The 18,044-nt window shown below is 56.0% G+C and carries 18 protein-coding genes; 14 read left to right on the forward strand and 4 right to left on the reverse strand.

From position 1 onward, the window contains the following. The first annotated feature begins 270 nt into the window (after window positions 1-270). The 4 genes from WFO64_RS17985 (at window position 271) to WFO64_RS18000 (ending at window position 4,449) form a co-directional block, all read left to right on the forward strand. Complete coding sequence (locus tag WFO64_RS17985; protein ID WP_337013419.1) at window positions 271-1,956, forward strand: ribulokinase; 1,686 nt, start codon at window positions 271-273, stop codon at window positions 1,954-1,956. Between the two features lie 12 nt (window positions 1,957-1,968). After that, window positions 1,969-3,468, forward strand: coding sequence for an L-arabinose isomerase (gene araA, locus WFO64_RS17990; RefSeq protein WP_337013420.1), 1,500 nt, complete (start codon window positions 1,969-1,971; stop codon window positions 3,466-3,468). A 71-nt stretch (window positions 3,469-3,539) separates the two neighbouring features. Beyond that, a complete protein-coding gene (locus WFO64_RS17995; protein ID WP_337013421.1) occupies window positions 3,540-3,845 on the forward strand; it encodes a hypothetical protein in 306 nt (101 codons plus the stop codon). Window positions 3,846-4,278: 433 nt separating this feature from the next. Then, on the forward strand, window positions 4,279-4,449 hold the full coding sequence (locus WFO64_RS18000; RefSeq protein ID WP_337013422.1) for a hypothetical protein: 171 nt from the start codon (window positions 4,279-4,281) through the stop codon (window positions 4,447-4,449). Between the two features lie 168 nt (window positions 4,450-4,617). Here the strand turns inward: WFO64_RS18000 and yjfF are convergent, their stop codons facing one another. The 4 genes from yjfF to ytfQ form a co-directional block, all read right to left on the reverse strand. Then, on the reverse strand, window positions 4,618-5,604 hold the full coding sequence (gene yjfF / locus WFO64_RS18005) for a galactofuranose ABC transporter, permease protein YjfF (protein ID WP_337013423.1): 987 nt from the start codon (window positions 5,602-5,604) through the stop codon (window positions 4,618-4,620). Further along, entirely contained in the window at window positions 5,601-6,617 is a 1,017-nt protein-coding gene (gene ytfT / locus WFO64_RS18010) for a galactofuranose ABC transporter, ATP-binding protein YtfT (protein WP_337013424.1), read from the reverse strand. The genes yjfF and ytfT overlap by 4 nt, the downstream gene beginning before the upstream one ends. Next, complete coding sequence (locus tag WFO64_RS18015) at window positions 6,610-8,130, reverse strand: sugar ABC transporter ATP-binding protein (protein WP_337013425.1); 1,521 nt, start codon at window positions 8,128-8,130, stop codon at window positions 6,610-6,612. Before WFO64_RS18015 ends, ytfT begins: the two co-directional genes overlap by 8 nt. 65 nt (window positions 8,131-8,195) lie before the next feature. Further along, a complete protein-coding gene (ytfQ, locus tag WFO64_RS18020; RefSeq protein ID WP_337013426.1) occupies window positions 8,196-9,152 on the reverse strand; it encodes a galactofuranose ABC transporter, galactofuranose-binding protein YtfQ in 957 nt (318 codons plus the stop codon). A gap of 684 nt (window positions 9,153-9,836) precedes the next feature. On the opposite strand from ytfQ, the gene ydgT reads away from it, so the two are divergent. The 10 genes from ydgT to WFO64_RS18070 all read left to right on the forward strand — a co-directional run bounded on the left by ydgT (window position 9,837) and on the right by WFO64_RS18070 (window position 17,827). Then, window positions 9,837-10,052, forward strand: a complete 216-nt coding sequence (gene ydgT, locus WFO64_RS18025; protein ID WP_033782999.1) for a transcription modulator YdgT — start codon at window positions 9,837-9,839, stop codon at window positions 10,050-10,052. A 110-nt stretch (window positions 10,053-10,162) separates the two neighbouring features. Further along, window positions 10,163-10,606, forward strand: a complete 444-nt coding sequence (locus WFO64_RS18030) for a DUF2569 domain-containing protein (RefSeq protein WP_337013427.1) — start codon at window positions 10,163-10,165, stop codon at window positions 10,604-10,606. A 123-nt stretch (window positions 10,607-10,729) separates the two neighbouring features. Next, complete coding sequence (gene rsxA / locus WFO64_RS18035) at window positions 10,730-11,311, forward strand: electron transport complex subunit RsxA (protein WP_003853423.1); 582 nt, start codon at window positions 10,730-10,732, stop codon at window positions 11,309-11,311. Next, a complete protein-coding gene (rsxB, locus tag WFO64_RS18040; protein ID WP_337013428.1) occupies window positions 11,311-11,889 on the forward strand; it encodes an electron transport complex subunit RsxB in 579 nt (192 codons plus the stop codon). The genes rsxA and rsxB overlap by 1 nt, the downstream gene beginning before the upstream one ends. Then, window positions 11,882-14,359 (forward strand): electron transport complex subunit RsxC, encoded by a 2,478-nt coding sequence (gene rsxC, locus WFO64_RS18045; RefSeq protein ID WP_337013429.1) that lies wholly within the window; start codon window positions 11,882-11,884, stop codon window positions 14,357-14,359. The genes rsxB and rsxC overlap by 8 nt, the downstream gene beginning before the upstream one ends. Next, entirely contained in the window at window positions 14,360-15,418 is a 1,059-nt protein-coding gene (rsxD, locus tag WFO64_RS18050; RefSeq protein ID WP_337013430.1) for an electron transport complex subunit RsxD, read from the forward strand. A gap of 3 nt (window positions 15,419-15,421) precedes the next feature. Next, window positions 15,422-16,054 carry an electron transport complex subunit RsxG gene (gene rsxG, locus WFO64_RS18055; protein WP_337013431.1) on the forward strand — a complete coding sequence of 211 codons (633 nt, stop codon included), beginning with the start codon at window positions 15,422-15,424 and terminating at the stop codon, window positions 16,052-16,054. After that, entirely contained in the window at window positions 16,047-16,751 is a 705-nt protein-coding gene (locus WFO64_RS18060; protein ID WP_033782996.1) for an electron transport complex subunit E, read from the forward strand. The genes rsxG and WFO64_RS18060 overlap by 8 nt, the downstream gene beginning before the upstream one ends. Next, the gene (gene nth, locus WFO64_RS18065) at window positions 16,748-17,380 is read left to right on the forward strand and encodes an endonuclease III (RefSeq protein WP_003849001.1); all 633 of its coding nucleotides are present in this window, start codon (window positions 16,748-16,750) and stop codon (window positions 17,378-17,380) included. Before WFO64_RS18060 ends, nth begins: the two co-directional genes overlap by 4 nt. A 204-nt stretch (window positions 17,381-17,584) precedes the next feature. Next, the gene (locus tag WFO64_RS18070) at window positions 17,585-17,827 is read left to right on the forward strand and encodes a hypothetical protein (RefSeq protein ID WP_337013432.1); all 243 of its coding nucleotides are present in this window, start codon (window positions 17,585-17,587) and stop codon (window positions 17,825-17,827) included. Window positions 17,828-18,044 lie beyond the last annotated feature (217 nt).

The raw sequence follows: 18,044 nt of genomic DNA on the forward strand, positions 1-18,044 counted from the left end.
GTGCGTTAGGTTGCTATGTGCTGTCAACCTGTCCAGACGCTGGGCTAGTTTTAACGGTATTAGCGAAGAAAAATGTAGAGCGGTATCACATCTTAAAATCACGGCAAAATGATCCATATATTCAGCAAATTTAACCGGATCTTAACTTTTGCAATGGATCACAAAATCACTGCCGATGACAGAAAAGTACATATTGTCAGCCAGCGATGACTAACTGATTTGGCGCGTCGAACCCAGGATACATGAGTTAACTAACTACAGGAGATTCCGATGCGTACTGGAGCCATCACCCTTGGGCTGGACTTTGGTAGTGATTCGGTGCGTGCGCTGGCCGTGGATTGTCATAGCGGCAAAGAGCTGCAGAGTGCGGTGTTCAGCTATCCGCGCTGGCAACAAGGCTTGTACAGCGATCCGCACACTAACCGTTTTCGTCACCATCCACAGGATTACATCGACGCCATGGAGCAGGCGCTGCTCGGCGTACTGAATGCACTGAGCGAAGATCAGCGCCACGCCGTGGTCGGCATCGGGGTTGACAGCACCGGCTCCACCCCGGCACCCATCGACCGCGACGGCAATGTGCTGGCGCTGCGACCGGAGTTCGCCGACAACCCCAACGCGATGTTTGTGTTGTGGAAAGACCATACCGCTATAGAAGAAGCGGAAGAGATCAATCAGCTGTGCCACAGCGGCCGCTTCCAGGATTACAGCCGCTATATCGGCGGTATTTACTCCTCGGAGTGGTTCTGGGCGAAGATTCTGCACGTGTCGCGTGAAGATGCGGCGGTGCGTGAGGCCGCTGTCTCCTGGGTCGAGCTGTGCGACTGGGTGCCGGCCCTGTTAAGCGGCACTACCGCGCCTGACAAGCTGCGCCGGGGCCGCTGTTCGGCCGGTCATAAAGCGTTGTGGCACGGCGACTGGAACGGCCTGCCCGCTGTCGATTTCCTTAATGCACTGGACCCGCTGTTAACGCAGCAGCTGGACTCTCCCCTGTTTACTGACACCTGGACCGCTGATCTGCCGGTCGGCACGCTGTGCCCGGCATGGGCCCAGCGTCTTGGCCTGAAACAAACTGTGACGCTGTCGGGTGGCGCATTTGACTGCCATATGGGCGCGGTCGGTGGCGGTGCCAAACCTTATACGCTGGTGAAAGTGATCGGCACCTCAACCTGCGACATCCTGATTGCTGATGCGGAAAAGGTCGGCGATCGCGACATCAAGGGCATCTGTGGTCAGGTCGATGGCAGCGTTGTGCCCGGTGCTATCGGGCTGGAGGCGGGTCAGTCTGCCTTTGGTGATATCTACGCCTGGTTCAGCCGTTTACTGGGTTGGCCGCTGCAACTGGCGGCACAGCACCACCCAGAGCTGAAGCCTCAACTGGCTGAGAGACAAAAGAATCTGATTAAGGATCTGACCCAGGCCTGGGCGGCTAATCCGCAACTCGACCATCTGCCGGTGGTGCTGGACTGGTTTAACGGTCGCCGCACGCCAAATGCTAATCAGCGGCTGAAAGGGGTAATTACCGATCTGAATCTGGGCACCGATGCCCCCGCGATGTTTGGCGGTTTGATCGCTGCCACAGCGTTTGGCGCACGCGCCATCATGGAGTGTTTCGAACAGCAGCAGATCCCGGTCGAGAACATTCTGACACTGGGCGGCATCGCGCGGAAATCCCCGGCGATTATGCAAGTCTGCTGCGATGTGATGAATCGGTCACTGGATATCGTCGCCTCTGATGAGTGCTGTGCGCTGGGTGCGGCCATTTTCGCCGCCGTTGCCGCCGGTGTTCACGCCAGCGTTCCCGACGCCCAGCAGGTGATGGCCAGCCCGATTGCCGTCACGCTCCAGCCCGATCCGGCGCGCGTCGCCCGCTATCAACAACTTTATCAACGCTATCAACAGTGGTGCGTGACGGCTGAACCCCACTACGCCGCCCGCCCCGCTTCCGCTAAGTAAAGGAGTGATTTTATGGAACAGTCAAACAGTTACAGCGTGTGGTTTGTCATCGGCACGCAGCACCTCTACGGGGCGGAGACGTTACGCCAGGTTGAACAGCATGCACGTCAGGTGGTCGAAGGTTTAAATCAGGCCGGTTTACCGCTGCGTCTGGAGCTGAAACCGCTGGTGAAGTCACCGGATGAAGTGCTGGCCCTGTGTCGCGACGCCAATTACGACAAGCAGTGCATCGGTATCATGACCTGGCTGCACACCTTCTCCCCGGCCAGGATGTGGATCGGTGGGCTGAGCGTGCTGAATAAGCCGCTGCTGCAATTCCATACCCAGTTCAATGCGGAGATCCCGTGGGACAGTATGGACATGGACTTTATGAACCTGAACCAGACGGCGCATGGCGGTCGCGAGTTCGGTTTTATCGGTGCACGCATGGGCCTGCAACATAGCGTGGTGACCGGTCACTGGCAGGATAGCGCCAGCCAGCAGCGTCTGGGTAACTGGATGCGCGCGGCACTGGCTAAACAGGCCAGTCAACAGCTGAAAGTCGCGCGTTTCGGCGACAACATGCGTGAAGTGGCTGTGACCGAAGGTGATAAAGTCGCTGCACAGATTCAGTTCGGTTATTCGGTGAATGGCTGGGGCGTCGGCGATCTGGTTGAGGTCATTAATGACGTCAGCGATGGCGACGTGAATTCGCTGATCGACGAGTACGAGAGCCTTTACCGCTTTACCGATGCCGCCGCCGCTGGCGGTGAAAAACGTCGGAACGTGCTGGATGCGGCGCGCATCGAACTCGGTCTGAAACGTTTTCTGGAAGCGGAAGGCTGCCATGCCTTTACCACTAACTTCCAGACGCTGCACGGCATGACGCAGCTACCTGGGCTGGCGGTTCAGCGTCTGATGGGTCAGGGATATGGCTTTGCAGGCGAAGGTGACTGGAAAACTGCTGCCCTGCTGCACATTTTTAAAGTGCTGGCAGGCGACCGCAAAGGTGGCACATCATTTATGGAGGATTACACCTATCACTTCTCACCTGGCAACGATCTGGTGCTCGGATCTCACATGCTGGAAGTCTGCCCGTCGATTGCCATTGAAGAGAAGCCCTTGATCGATGTGCAGTTCCTGGGCATTGGCGATAAAGCGGATCCGGCACGGATGATCTTCTCAACGCCCGCGGGTCGTGCAATTAACGCCAGCGTGATCGATATGGGTGATCGTTTCCGTCTGCTGGTTAACGTGGTGGATGCTATCGAACAACCGAAACCGCTGCCAAAGTTGCCCGTTGCCCGTGCACTGTGGAAAGCCCTGCCGTCACTGGCGACGGCCTCCGAAGCGTGGATTCTGGGTGGCGGCGCGCACCATACGGTCTTCAGTCAGGCGCTGACACTGGACGACATGTATCTGTACGGTGAGATGAACGATATCGAAGTGCTGGTGATTGATGAGCACACACGTTTACCTGCGTTTAAAGACGCGCTGCGCTGGAACGAAGCATATTACCGTTTGAAACGTTAATGACGAAGGTGTAGTGGCGCTGCTCATTTTAGCGATTAGCCGCGCTCTAAAGTAAGTAAATGCAATGGCCGATGCAGAATTATACGGCATCGGTTTTTGATAAATATTGTGCGATTCCGTCGGGAATGACGGGCGTTCCGCAAAGTCGCCGTAAATACATCCCTGTAGGTTCGTCCGCCGCATCTATGCGGCGGACATCTTTCTTCACTGCTCGTTATCTCCCTTTTATTAATACTTTCTCGCATATTTTAAACGTCATGATCTGGCCCAACCGGGAGGAAAAGATGTACCTGAAGAGCAAAGCGTCCGCGCCAGGGATGGCGCGGACGATCCGCATGGATGCGGCAATACTGTGCGATCAGGCATACCTTTCCTGACCCTGCACCTTCATCTAAAGCGATTGTTTTCAACACATCATTAAAAAAGTCCACTGTTCTGCTTATTAAAGCAATGCATCAGCCCAACCGGGAAGGAAAGGTATGCCTGAAGAGCAAAGCGTCCGCTCCAGGGATGGCGCGGCCGACCCGTATGGATGCGGGAATCCTGTGCGATCAGGCATACCTTTCCTGACCCTGCACCTTCATCTAAAGCAATTGTTTTCAACACATCATTAAAAAAGTCCACTGTTCTGCTTATTAAAGCAATGCATCAGCCCAACCGGAAAGGAAATATTCCGGCTACACCGAACAAACCGCCCCCCTGCTGCACGCTGAATGGTCACATCTTCCTGTTTGGCCTCACCCCTCCACCATCCCTGAGCGTTTAAAACAGCGCAACCCGATACCCTAGGCAGAATTTACTCTGCTTGCGATGTCGGATGGCGAAACGGTGAGCGCGACCTGTAGCGTCATTCGTTATGAACTGGATGATATTCCGGCACGAAAATACTGGATGGGAGTGGCGGCGACGGACAAGGCATGCCGGGGTCAGGGCGTGGCAAAAGCGTTGATTCCGCAGGCGATGGTGAAAGCAACCAGATAACAAATCCGTGAACTGTGGCTCTATACACCCGATCAACAGGCATATTATCCGCGTTCAGGATGGCAGGCGGTGGAACAGCGACAAATAGCCGGTGCAGAGATCACGGTGATGGTGGTGCGTCTGGCGCAGTAAATGGTGGCTCCCGCGAGCCGCCATTTACCAGGACAATCAGGAACTCAATCGCTTGACTGGTGCATTCTGCTGACGATCCCAGATCACTGTCAGTAACCGCTGCAGGGCGATAAACGCAAACAGCAGGATACCGATGGCAATCTTAGTCCACCACGAACTCAGCGTACCGTCGAAATTAATCCAGGTCTGAATCAATCCCTGAATCAACACCCCAAATAGCGTCCCTAACACCGTACCAACACCGCCCGACAGCAGCGTGCCGCCAATCACCACCGACGCAATCGCATCCAGCTCCACACCCAGTCCTGCCAGCGCATAACCTGCCGAGGTATAGATAGAGAACACGATGCCAGCCAGCGTCGCCAGCGTGGTGGAGAGCATATAAATCTTAACGGTGGTCGCACGGGTCGACACGCCCATCAGCTGAGCGGAGGTCAGATTGCCGCCGATAGCATACACCCGGTTACCAAAACGTGTGCGGTGCGCCAGAATAATCCCGCCAGACACCACCACCAGCATTATCACTGCCAGCAAGCTGAGACGCCCACCGCCCGGCACTTTCCACGCCAGACTGGACAGCGCGGTGTAGAACGGATGATCGATAGGAATTGAGTTTTCCGACACCAGATAACTGCAGCCGCGCAGGAAAAACATCCCCGCCAGCGTAATGATAAATGCCGGGATCTTCAGTGCATCAATCAGCCAGCCCATCATCGCCCCGAACAGCGCGCCCAGTGACAGAATCAGCGCAAATGCCAGCAACGGATCGACATGGAAATCGCCAATTGCCCGCGCCAGAAACACACCGGTAAAGGCGATCACCGCACCAACCGACAGATCAATGCCGCCCGATAAAATCACGAAAGTCATGCCAACGGCGATAATCCCAAGAAAAGCGTTATCGGTCAGGATATTGCAAATAACCCGGGTGGAGGCAAAACCTGGAAACTGACTCAGACAAAACAGGTAACCCGCCACAAACACCAGCAAGGTGATCATCAGCGGAAGATGACGTTTGATCATGTCGGGCGTCTCCGTTTCAACAACGCAATAAACCGTGGTGACTGCAGCAACAGCACACACATCACCACCACCGCTTTCACCACCTGATTCAGCTCTGGCGGAAAGCCTGAGAGCAAAATACCGGTATTCATCGACTGAATAATCAGTGCGCCAATCAGCGATAACACCAGATTAAAGCGGCCGCCCATCAGTGATGCACCGCCAATCACCACGGCAAGAATCGCATCAAGCTCCAGCCATAAACCGGCGTTATTGGCATCCGCACCGCGAATATCCGCCGCGACGATCAGGCCCGCAACGGCGGCACAGACGCCACTGATCGCATAGGTTGACATCACCACCAGCCAGCCGTTAACCCCCGCGTTACGGGCCGCGCGCAGGTTAATCCCCACCGCTTCAATAAACAGACCCAGCGCGGTTTTGCGCGTCAGCAGCCACACCGTCAGCGCCACCACCAGCGTGATCCAGACCGGTACCGGCACCATCCACAGCGAGCCGTTGCCAAACCAGCCGAGACTGTCGCTGTCGAATGTCACAATCTGCCCCTGAGTAATTAGCTGGGCGATACCGCGCCCGGCGACCATCAGAATCAGCGTGGCGACAAACGGCTGAATACGCAGCAGCGCGACCAGCACCCCATTCCATATGCCACAGGCTAAACCGGTCCCCAGTGTGGCAAGAATAATAAACGGCACACCGTGTCCGGCGACGGTCAATGTGGCGGCCGTCGCGCCCGCTATCGCCATCACCGCACCCACGGAAAGATCGATGCCACCGGTGGCGATCACCAGCGTCATACCTATTGCCAGCAAGGCAACCGGTGCCGCACGGTTTAGAATATCGATCGGGCTGCCGAACAGACGCCCATCCTGCAAATGCACAGCAAAAAAGTTATTGGCTACCAGACTGTCAATTAACAGCACCAAAAGCAGCGCGGCGATTTGCGGCATCCCTGGCGGGAGTTTCAGCTTACGACGTGGCGTTTTTTCAGATGTCATAGGGGACTCAAGCATGTTTTACGCCTCCGTCCGCGATAGCATTGACAATCGACGCCACCGAAAGCTGCTCCAGCGGAATTTCTGCCACCTGCTTCAGATCGCGCATGATCAACACCCGATCGGCGTAACCGACCAGCTCTTCAAGTTCAGAGGAGATCACCAGCAGCGCCAGGCCATCAGCGCACAGGGATTCTATTAAACGGATAATCTCGGCATGCGCGCCCACATCAATGCCGCGCGTCGGTTCATCAAGGATTAAAAACTGCGGTCTGGTCACCAGCCAGCGCGACAGCAGTACCTTCTGCTGGTTGCCGCCCGATAATAGCTCCACCGGTTGCTCCGCGTGCGGCGTGCGAATGCCCAGACGCTTGATAAAACGATCGGCAATCGCCTGCTGCTCACGCTTTTTAATCGGCCGTAACCAGCCACGTTGCGCCTGCAACGCCAGAATAATATTTTCCCGAACCGAAGCCGCGCCGATAATCCCGTCAGTCTTACGATCTTCCGGGCAAAACCCCATCCCCAGCTGTGAGGCTTTTGCCGGGTTAGTAATGCGCTGCACTTTGCCTTTGATCTTCGCTGTCCCACGATCGGCACGCCGAATACCAAACAACACCTCTGCGGTTTCAGTGCGGCCCGAACCCAGCAGTCCCGCCAGGCCCACCACTTCGCCGGGACGAACCGTCAGGTTAAAGGGTTCGATGGTGCCTTTCCTGCCGTAATCCTCAAACGATACCACCGGCTGATTGCTGCGCAGCGTGCTGCCCTGACGCTGCAATGCCGTCTCCAGCAGTTCGCGACCCAGCATCAGTTTAATCAGCTCAATCTGCGGCAGCGTGGCGGTATCGCGGGTGGCGATAAACTGCCCGTTACGCAGCACGGTAATCCGGTCAGTAATACGGTAAACCTGGTCGAGAAAGTGCGTCACAAAAATCAGGCTCATCCCTTTGGCTTTTAACTGCGCCATCAGGGTAAACAGCATCTCAACTTCGCTGGCATCCAGGCTGGCCGTCGGCTCATCAAGGATCAAAACCTGGGCCGAAAGATCGACCGCGCGGCAGATGGCAATAATCTGCTGCATCGCGACCGAGTAGTGGCCCAGCGGACGTGTCACATCGAGGGAAAAACCATAATTTCGCATCAGCGCATCGGCATCCCGCCCCATCCGGCGACGGTCGATCATGCCAAAGCGGCGCGGCTCACGGCCAATATAGAGGTTATCCGCCACCGACATGTTCGGCAGCATATTCACTTCCTGATAAACGGTGCCGATGCCCATCTCCTGCGCCTGCGCCGTATTATGCGGCGTAATCGGTTCACCTTTCAGGGTAACTGTGCCTGCATCACGGCTGTAAACTCCCGTCAGCACTTTAATCAGGGTGGATTTGCCGGCACCGTTTTCACCCAACAGCGCCATGATTTCCCCTTTGCGGATATCAAAGGAAACATTGTTCAGCGCTTTGACGCCGGGAAAACCTTTACTGACGCCGCTGATGGATAACAGCGGTGTTTCATTTTGCGTGGTCATTCTGCTCACTCCGCCTCACGTCATGAAAAACCGCCCCGCAGGGCGGTCTGCGGCTGGTCTGTGAATCAATAACCCATGCCTTTTTTAGTCTCCAGCTGTGTCTGCGCGTCGGCCGGCAGGAACAGCTTCGACGCGGTCTTGATCACTTTTGGCGGCAGCGTGCCATCCTTCTTGAATTTTTCCAGCGCATCAAACGCCGGGCCAGCCATGTCAGGCGTGAGCTCTACGTTGGCGTTAGCTTCACCCGCCAGCATCGCTTTGTAGATATCCGGTACACCATCAATCGAGCCGGTCAGGATATCTTTGCCCGGTTTCAGGCCCGCTTCTTTAATCGCCTGAATGGCACCGATTGCCATATCATCGTTATGCGCGTAAACCATGCAGATGTTTTTGCCGTTGTTCTCCGCCTTGATAAAACTTTCCATCACCTCTTTACCTTTACTGCGGGTAAAGTCACCCGACTGCGAACGGATCACTTTAATGTTGGGATGGTTGCTGATCGCTTCGGCAAAGCCTTTCTTACGGTCGATCGCCACGCTGGCCCCCACCGTGCCCTGCAGCTCCACCACCTTACACTGCTTGTCACCTACGGTTTTCACCAGCCAGTCGCCAATCAGTTTGCCTTCCAGCACGTTGTCAGCCGTGACCACCGCCTGGTAGAGCGATTTATCTTTCACCACGATGGCGCGGTCCAGCAGGTAAACCGGGATTTTGGCATCTTTGGCTTCTTCCAGAACCGGCTCCCAGCCAGTCTGCACCACCGGTGCAATGAAGATGGCATCAACACCCTGGGCGATAAACGAACGTACGGCCTTGATCTGATTCTCTTGTTTCTGTTGGCCGTCGGCGATTTTCAGGGTGATGCCACGTTTTTTGGCTTCGCTTTTCGCCACGTTGGTTTCCGCCGAACGCCAGCCAGATTCGGAACCTACCTGCGAGAAGCCGACCGTCATATCGGCAGCGAGCACCGGGCCGGTTAACGCGGCGCTGATCAGCGTGGTCAAAAGTAAACGTTTCCACATAGTTTTTACTCCTCTGAAAGGCGTTTGCTGTTTAGGGAAGAGAGCCTGCTTAGACTGGACTAAAAAAGCGTGCATAATGGCGACATGCTTCACAAAATAGAGCAATTTAAAGGAGTTACGCGCAGTCTTACCGTTTCAAGCGTACCGGGATTATGGATAAAACGGTTGCATACGAAAACCACAGCCGTTAAATAATTGTAATAAACAGAATCGCTTATGTTTCGCGTCGCTGGAAACGATTACAGACAGGCGTACAAAACGGGTCATCCGGCCTGGCATGAACAAAAAACAGGATTTGTGATTGTCCGCACAGTGGTTCACGGCGCCCAATGAGGCGCGAAACGTTTCTACGGCAGTGATTGCAGAAGGGTTAAGTCTCCTGCGCCAAAAATAGAAGAAAGTAGGCCCTGGTCCGCTATCAAGCCTGAATGAAATTAAAAGGGTCTTTAGATGTCATCTGAACAAGCTTTTTTACACGCTTTACTGAATGCGTTAACGAGGCATAAAAGATAAAGGCGCTGAGTGACCGGCTTCACCGACCTTAAATAGCCAGAAATGGCGTTTTAGTGGCTATTGAGGAGCTTTTGTCTGATTTTCGCCTTTTTTCTTCTGCATGATCTGGACAGCACAAGCTGGCCCCCTATACTGAACACTCCTTTGTTACTACTCTCTGTTATGGCAATGATGACTGCGCACGATTACCTGCTTAAATTCCGCAAAGTAAATAATTCAGACAGTCTGGAAAAGCTTTTCGATCACCTTAATTATTCCCTGACGAATGATATGGAAATCATCAATATGTACCGGGCTGCCGATCATCGACGTGCTGAACTGGTCTCTGGCGGACGGTTATATGATTTGGGCTGTGTCCCTAAAACGGTGTGGCGCTACGTGGTCTGACTTCTGGCTAATTTCTTGCTGTTTTTATCTCTGACCTTGTCCGGATGGGCGTGCCCCTCTGGACATGTTATTCTGCTGCGCTTCGACTCTCCGAGACAGGAATAACCACGATGAATGAACAGGTTGCTGCGCCGCGTATTGGTGGCTGGCTTTTGCTGCCGCTGGCCTGGCTGATAATGACCCTGTTAACCACCGTTCTGGTGCTGGCGATGTATCTGACACCACTGTTTAATGCGGAATGGCGTGTGGCGCTATTTTCTCACGGCAGCACCCTCTTCTCTTACTGGGCGATTTCCCTGCTCACCGCTGTGGCGGTCTGGGCCTACAGCCTCTGGATCAGCTGGCTGTTCTTTAAACGTTCCCGCCGCCTGCCGCGTCACTATCTGCTCTGGCTGCTGATAACCGTGCTGCTGGCGCTGAAAACCTTTGCCTTTACGCCGGTTGCCGACAATCGTGCTCTTCAGACACTACTGCTGTCGCTGCTGGCCGCTGCGGTGTTTGTGCCCTATTTCAAACGTTCCAGACGAGTAAAAACGACTTTTATCATGCCGTAACGTTGTGAGTTATGTCAGGAATTTAATTCTGAGTGCGGTCTGCCGCTCTGCAGATGGCGTGGGTGTTGAGATACGCTGCGCTATCAATGATAATATGCCGCTTTCTGGCTCCCAGGCGAAAAAATGACCGATTATCTGCTTCTCTTTGTTGGCACCGTGCTGGTGAATAACTTCGTATTGGTGAAGTTTCTCGGCCTCTGTCCTTTTATGGGTGTTTCCAAAAAACTGGAAACGGCGATTGGCATGGGCCTCGCGACGACATTCGTCATTACCCTGGCCTCAATCTGCGCCTGGCTGGTCAACCATCTGATCCTGCTGCCGCTGGATCTGGTCTATCTGCGTACCATGGCCTATATCCTGGTGATCGCTGTTGTCGTGCAGTTCACAGAGATGGTGGTGCGTAAAACCAGCCCGTCGCTCTATCGCCTGCTGGGTATCTTTCTGCCGCTGATTACCACCAACTGTGCGGTGCTGGGCGTGCCTCTGCTAAGCGTCAATCTCAACCATACCTTTATGCAGGCCGCGCTGTATGGATTCAGCGCCTCAATCGGCTTCTCGCTGGTAATGGTGCTGTTCGCCGGAATGCGTGAGCGTCTGGTGCTGGCCAACGTTCCTGCCCCGTTCAAAGGTAACTCCATCGCCCTGATAACCGCCGGCCTGATGGCGCTGGCATTTATGGGTTTCAGCGGTTTGGTGAAATTCTGATGACCGCGATCTGGATTGCTATTGCCGTATTAAGTGCGCTGAGCCTGGTGTTCGGCGCGCTGCTGGGTTATGCCTCGCGCCGCTTTGAGGTCGAAGAAGATCCTATCGTTGAGCAGATTGATGCCGTTCTGCCACAGAGCCAGTGTGGCCAGTGCGGCTACCCTGGCTGTCGTCCCTATGCTGATGCAGTCGGTAACAACGGTGAAGCCATCAATAAATGCGCGCCGGGCGGTGAGCAGACCATGCTCAAGCTGGCCGCGCTGCTTAACGTTGAACCGCAGCCGATTGATGGTGATGAAACGGCGAAAGAGCCGGTGCGCACCGTGGCGTTTATTGATGAAGCCAATTGCATTGGCTGCACTAAATGTATCCAGGCCTGTCCGGTAGATGCCATTGTCGGGGCAACCCGCGCCATGCACACCGTGCTGAGCGATGTCTGCACGGGCTGCGATCTCTGTGTCGCGCCCTGCCCGACTGACTGTATTGAAATGCGTCCGGTTGCCACCACGCCAGCTAACTGGAAGTGGGATTTGAATACCATTCCTGTACGCGTGATCCCGGTAGAAACTCATGCTTAATCTGTTTAACTTTCTGAAAAAAGAGAAGGTCTGGGATTTTCAGGGCGGTATTCATCCGCCGGAAATGAAGACCCAGTCCAACGGCACGCCGCTTAGTGAACTGCCGTTGCCGCACCGTTTTATTATCCCGCTGAAACAGCATATCGGACACGAAGGTGAGATCTGCGTTGCGCCTGGCGACAAGGTGCTGCGCGGTCAGCCCCTGACCTTTGGCACTGGCCGTATGTTGCCGGTCCACGCGCCCACCTCCGGCGTGATTGAGACGATCGGTCAGCATATGACCGCGCATCCTTCGGGTCTGTCAGAGCTTTGCATCTTCCTGACGCCAGATGGTGACGATCGCTGGATGCCGCTGGATCCCCTGTCTGACTACCGCCAGCATCCGCGCGCCGATATTGTGCAGCGAATTCATGACGCAGGCATCGCTGGCCTGGGCGGTGCGGGCTTCCCCACCGCCACCAAACTGAAAGGCGGCCTGCGCGGGGTTAAGACCCTGATTATCAATGCAGCGGAGTGCGAGCCTTATATCACTGCTGACGATCGCCTGATGCAGGATTACGCCGCCGAGGTGCTGGAAGGCAGCCGCATTCTCTCCTGGGTGTTGCAGGCTGAGCAGGTAATGATTGGCATTGAAGATAACAAACCTGAAGCGATTGCTGCGCTGAAACAGGCGCTGGGTAGTGAGCGCGATCTGCAAATCCGGGTAATCCCGACCAAGTATCCTTCCGGCGGTGCCAAGCAGCTGACCCGCATTCTGACCGGTCTGGAAGTGCCGCATGGCGGACGTTCAACCGATATCGGCGTTTTGATGCAGAATGTCGGTACTGCCTGGGCGGTTAAGCGGGCCATAGTCAATGGTGAACCGATCACTGAACGTGTGGTGACGCTGACTGGCGAGGCGATTACCCAACCGCGTAACGTCTGGAGTCGTCTCGGCACGCCAATCAGCCATCTGTTGCACCAGGTCGGATTCACGCCAGCGCCGCGTCAGATGGTAATCATGGGCGGTCCACTGATGGGCTTTACTCTGCCATCACTCGATGTGCCAGTGGTGAAGATCACTAACTGTATTCTGGCCCCGTCTGCCCGTGAGATGGGGAATAACGACGAAGAGCAATCCTGTATTCGTTGTTCAGCCTGTGCTGATGCCTGTCCGGCCAAATTGCTGCCGCAGCAGCTTTACTGGTACAGCCAGGGCGGCGATCATGACAAAGCGCGCGCTCATCACATTGATGACTGCATCGAATGTGGTGCCTGCGCCTATGTCTGCCCGAGTAATATCCCGCTGGTGCAATATTACCGCCAGGAAAAAGCGGAACTGCGCGCCATCGATCTGGAAGCGAAACGTACGCTGGAAGCCAAAGCACGCTTTGAAGCGCGTCAGGCGCGACTGGAACGCGAAAAACTGGCACGTGAAGCGCGCCATGAAGAGGCGAAACAACGTGTGGCTCGTACGGACACCAACGAACTGGCCGCCGCCAAAGCGCGAGTAAAAGCGCGTCAGGCTGCCGGGACGGATGAGGCGACCGTCGAAGCCCAGCGTGAAGCCCGTCATGCGCAGGCACGTTTGCGTCAGGCCGAGGCTCAGGCTGAAACCCAGCCGGTGACCCGTCAGACCAGCGATCCGCGTAAAGCCGCGGTTGAAGCAGCCATCGCCCGCGCTAAAGCGAAGAAAGCCGCGCAGGTGGAAAGCGCTGACGCACCACAGGCTGCAACGGGCAGCACTGCAGAAGCCGCATCAGATGTTGCCGCTGAAACCGATCCGCGTAAAGCCGCGGTCCAGGCTGCCATCGCCCGCGCCAAAGCGAAGAAAGCTGCGCAGGTGGAAAGCGCTGACGCAGCACAGGCTGCAACGGGCAGCACTGCAGAAGCCGCATCAGATGTTGCCGCTGAAACCGATCCGCGTAAAGCCGCGGTTGAAGCAGCCATCGCCCGCGCCAAAGCGAAGAAAGCTGCGCAGGTGGAAAGCGCTGACGCAGCACAGGCTGCAACGGACAGCACTGCAGAAGCCGCATCAGATGTTGCCGCTGAAACCGATCCGCGTAAAGCCGCGGTTCAGGCCGCCATCGCCCGCGCCAAAGCGAAGAAAGCTGCGCAGGTGGAAAGCGCTGACGCACCACAGGCTGCAACGGGCAGCACTGCAGAAGCCGCATCAGATGTTGCCGCTGAAACCGATCCGCGTAAAGCCGCGGTTCAGGCCGCCATCGCCCGCGCCAAAGCGAAGAAAGCCGCGCAGGCGGAAAGCGAGGCTGATGCCGCGTCACGCGACGCTGCAGCCTTGGCCACCGCTGCGCATTTTTCGGTGGAGAAAGCGGAGCAGGCGCAGGCGCAGGCAAACAACGCCAATGCTGAACCTGAACAGGCACCTGAACTGATTCAACCCGATGATGCGCGCAAGGCCGCTATTGCTGCCGCCATCGCCCGTGCCAAAGCGCGTAAAGCGCAGTCGTCTACGACGCTTGAGGATTAAATGGCTTTTCGTATCGCAAGTTCTCCTTATACCCATAACCGCCGCAGCACCGGCAACATCATGCTACTGGTGGTGCTGGCGGCGGTGCCAGGTTTTGCTGCACAGTGTTATTTCTTTGGCTACGGCACCGTTTTACAGGTCTTACTGGCGACGCTGACCGCCTGGCTGACCGAGGCGGCGATTCTGCGGCTGCGCAAAGCACCGGTAGCCAGCACGCTGGCGGATAATTCGGCGCTGCTGACTGCCATACTGATCGGTATCAGCCTGCCGCCGCTGGCGCCGTGGTGGCTGGTGGTGATCGGTACGCTGTTTGCGGTGGTGATTGCTAAACAGCTCTATGGCGGACTCGGCCAGAACCCGTTTAACCCGGCGATGGTTGGCTATGTGGTGCTGCTGATCTCCTTCCCGGTGCAGATGACCAGCTGGCTGCCGCCTGACACCCTTCAGGCGATCAAGCCCGGCCTGATGGACAGTCTGAGCATGGTGTTCCAGGGCCACACGCTGGCGGGCGAAACCATGCAGCAGTTGCAGATTGGCGTTGATGGCATCAGTCAGGCGACGCCGCTGGATACCTTTAAAACCGGTTTACGCGCTGGTCACAGTGCCGAACATCTGCTGGCGCAGCCGATTTACAGCGGCGTGCTGGCGGGTCTCGGCTGGCAGTGGGTTAACGTTGGTTATCTGGCAGGCGGCCTGTTCCTGCTGTGGAAGAGTGCGATTCGCTGGCATATCCCTGCCGCCATGCTGCTGTCACTGACGTTCTGCGCGACGCTGGGCTGGTTCTTCTCACCGGCATCGCTGAACAGCCCGCTGATTCACCTTTTCTCTGGTGCCACCATGCTGGGCGCGTTTTTTATTGCTACCGATCCGGTGACCGCCTCCACCACTAACCGTGGCCGACTGGTGTATGGTGCACTGATTGGGCTGCTGGTCTGGCTAATCCGCAGTTTTGGCGGTTATCCCGATGGTGTGGCGTTTGCTGTGCTGCTGGCGAACATCTGCGTCCCGCTCATTGACTACTACACCCAGCCGCGCGTTTACGGCCATCTGAAGGATTAAGCGATGCTGGAGACGATTCGCAAAAATGGTGTGACGCTGGCAATTTTCGCCGCGATTACCACGGCCGCTACCGCTGTGATTAATACAGTCACTAAGCCAACGGTAGAACATCAGACCCAGTTACAGCAGAAAAATCTGCTGGACCAGGTGGTACCCATCGAGCTTTATGACAACAACATCCAGCAGGATTGTTACGTTGTCACGGATGCGGCACTGGGTAACAGTGCCCCGCATCATCTCTTTCTGGCACGTAAAGGTGGCCAGCCGGTCGCAGCGGCACTGGAGACAACCGCGCCTGACGGCTATTCTGGTGCGATACAGATGCTGGTCGGTGCTGATTTCCAGGGTAAAGTATTGGGCGTGCGGGTGATTGAACACCATGAAACGCCTGGCCTGGGCGATAAGATCGAACTGCGCATCTCCGACTGGATCAACAGCTTTAATGGCAAAGTGGTTCACGGTCCGTCTGATAAAGCGTTTGCGGTTAAAAAAGATGGCGGCGACTTTGATCAGTTTACCGGTGCCACCATTACCCCACGCGCGGTGGTCAATGCGACGAAACGCACCGCGCTGTTGATGAAAACGCTTCCGGAGAGACTCTCTTCGTTACCGGCATGTGGAGACACAAATGAGTGAAGCTAAAAGTCTGCTGGTTGGTGGATTATGGAAGAATAACTCGGCGCTGGTGCAGTTGCTGGGCCTCTGCCCGCTGCTGGCGGTAACAGCCACTGCCACCAATGCGCTGGGTTTGGGTCTGGCGACCACCCTGGTGCTAACCCTGACCAACAGTTTTATTTCCGCCTCGCGCCGCTGGGTGCCGTCGGAAATCCGTATCCCGATTTATGTGATGATCATCGCCTCGGTGGTGAGCTGCGTGCAGATGCTGATTAACGCCTATGCCTACGGTCTCTATCAGTCGCTGGGGATTTTTATCCCGCTGATCGTGACCAACTGCATCGTGGTGGGCCGTGCTGAAGCCGTTGCCTCTAAAAGCAGCATCCCGCTCTCGGCGCTGGATGGCTTTGCCATCGGCATGGGCGCAACCTGTGCCATGGTGGTGCTGGGTTCGCTGCGCGAAATTATCGGCAGCGGCACGCTGTTTAACGGTGCCGATCAGCTGCTTGGCCCGTGGGCAAAATCGCTGCGTATCGAAGTGGTTCATTTCGACTCGCCGATGCTGCTGGCGATGCTGCCGCCTGGCGCGTTTATCGGCCTGGGCATGATGCTGGCGTGCAAATACCTGATCGATCAGAAGATGAAGCAACGTGCAGCGCTGCGTGCTCAGGCTGCTGAAACCGCTGCGCCTCAGAATGCCGTCGGGAAGCCGGTGTGAATCAGACCAAACGCACCGAAATTCTCCACCGGCTGCAGCAGAATAATCCGCACCCGACCACCGAGCTGAACTTTAGCTCGCCGTTTGAGCTGCTGATTGCGGTGTTGCTCTCGGCGCAGGCGACCGATGTCAGCGTGAACAAAGCCACCGCGAAGCTCTATCCGGTAGCTAATACGCCCGCCGCGATGCTGGCACTGGGCGTGGATGGCGTAAAAGAATATATCAAAACCATCGGCCTGTTTAACAGCAAAGCGGAAAATGTAATCAAGACCTGCCGCATTCTGCTTGAGCAGCACAACGGTGAAGTGCCGGAAGATCGTGCGGCGCTGGAAGCCCTGCCCGGCGTTGGCCGTAAAACCGCTAACGTGGTGCTGAACACTGCCTTTGGCTGGCCGACGATCGCCGTCGATACCCATATTTTTCGCGTCAGCAACCGGACGAAATTTGCGCCAGGTAAGAATGTTGAAGAAGTCGAACAGAAGCTGCTCAAGGTGGTTCCGGCTGCGTATAAAGTTGACTGTCACCACTGGCTGATTCTGCACGGCCGCTACACCTGCGTGGCGCGTAAACCGCGCTGCGGCTCCTGCCTGATTGAAGATCTTTGCGAGTATCCTGATAAAGTCGAGTGATTCGCCTGACTAACCCGCTGCGGCGGGTTTTTTATTATCCGGCGATGACCTTTGCTACACCGTCTTCTGCACGATCCCCCTTTTTACCACGCTGCCTGGCGCGCCTGAATACCACCACAGTTTGTCGGGTTGTGACACGGATGTTGATGATGGAAATCGCCGCCCCTGACGATAAGAAAATGTTATGACACGGTGAGTAAAGTAATGAGTAAAAGCCCTTCGGCAGGGAGGCATTCTCTGCGCCTTTTCCTTGCGCGACTCTGGCCGCATCCGCTGGCCCCCGAAGACCTTAAACCGGCGCCAGTAGCGATGCCGGTCCCACTGACGCGCGCCGATCTCCATCAGGCGCTACAGGGCGGTGAACTGCTGGATATCGACAAGGATGATCTGCATGCCCTGCTGCGGCGTGCTGAAAAGATTGCTCAGCGCCGTCAGTTTAGTGGCTGAAGGCTGTCTGCCAGCACCGGCGCATCCTTTACTGTCGGCGCTCCACTTGCTCCCCCCTTTATCCTGGCCTCACGAAGTTGATCGCCGCCACACTTTTGCTTAGCCGCTGCGCCTCGCTTTTACAGTAACATCTTGATAACACAACCGCCCAGGCCGGACGCCCATCTGGTCCTGGGCGGATGCCCATAGAGCCTGCCTTTTCACCGTCCTACACTTT

It is taken from the genome of Pantoea sp. AS142 (assembly GCF_037152305.1).
Taxonomy (GTDB): domain Bacteria; phylum Pseudomonadota; class Gammaproteobacteria; order Enterobacterales; family Enterobacteriaceae; genus Pantoea.

What these genes read in the sequence shown, in the direction of transcription:
- WFO64_RS17985 (WP_337013419.1), top strand. Translation starts at nt 271, where the DNA reads ATGCGTACTGGAGCCATCACCCTTGGGCTGGACTTTGGTAGTGATTCG.
- WFO64_RS18060 (WP_033782996.1), top strand. Translation starts at nt 16,047, where the DNA reads ATGAGTGAAGCTAAAAGTCTGCTGGTTGGTGGATTATGGAAGAATAAC.
- rsxB (WP_337013428.1), top strand. Translation starts at nt 11,311, where the DNA reads ATGACCGCGATCTGGATTGCTATTGCCGTATTAAGTGCGCTGAGCCTG.
- WFO64_RS18030 (WP_337013427.1), top strand. Translation starts at nt 10,163, where the DNA reads ATGAATGAACAGGTTGCTGCGCCGCGTATTGGTGGCTGGCTTTTGCTG.
- rsxC (WP_337013429.1), top strand. Translation starts at nt 11,882, where the DNA reads ATGCTTAATCTGTTTAACTTTCTGAAAAAAGAGAAGGTCTGGGATTTT.
- rsxD (WP_337013430.1), top strand. Translation starts at nt 14,360, where the DNA reads ATGGCTTTTCGTATCGCAAGTTCTCCTTATACCCATAACCGCCGCAGC.
- WFO64_RS18015 (WP_337013425.1), bottom strand. Translation starts at nt 8,130, where the DNA reads ATGACCACGCAAAATGAAACACCGCTGTTATCCATCAGCGGCGTCAGT.
- araA (WP_337013420.1), top strand. Translation starts at nt 1,969, where the DNA reads ATGGAACAGTCAAACAGTTACAGCGTGTGGTTTGTCATCGGCACGCAG.
- WFO64_RS18070 (WP_337013432.1), top strand. Translation starts at nt 17,585, where the DNA reads ATGAGTAAAAGCCCTTCGGCAGGGAGGCATTCTCTGCGCCTTTTCCTT.
- ydgT (WP_033782999.1), top strand. Translation starts at nt 9,837, where the DNA reads ATGACTGCGCACGATTACCTGCTTAAATTCCGCAAAGTAAATAATTCA.
- ytfT (WP_337013424.1), bottom strand. Translation starts at nt 6,617, where the DNA reads ATGCTTGAGTCCCCTATGACATCTGAAAAAACGCCACGTCGTAAGCTG.
- ytfQ (WP_337013426.1), bottom strand. Translation starts at nt 9,152, where the DNA reads ATGTGGAAACGTTTACTTTTGACCACGCTGATCAGCGCCGCGTTAACC.
- WFO64_RS18000 (WP_337013422.1), top strand. Translation starts at nt 4,279, where the DNA reads ATGTCGGATGGCGAAACGGTGAGCGCGACCTGTAGCGTCATTCGTTAT.
- rsxG (WP_337013431.1), top strand. Translation starts at nt 15,422, where the DNA reads ATGCTGGAGACGATTCGCAAAAATGGTGTGACGCTGGCAATTTTCGCC.
- yjfF (WP_337013423.1), bottom strand. Translation starts at nt 5,604, where the DNA reads ATGATCAAACGTCATCTTCCGCTGATGATCACCTTGCTGGTGTTTGTG.
- WFO64_RS17995 (WP_337013421.1), top strand. Translation starts at nt 3,540, where the DNA reads ATGCAGAATTATACGGCATCGGTTTTTGATAAATATTGTGCGATTCCG.
- rsxA (WP_003853423.1), top strand. Translation starts at nt 10,730, where the DNA reads ATGACCGATTATCTGCTTCTCTTTGTTGGCACCGTGCTGGTGAATAAC.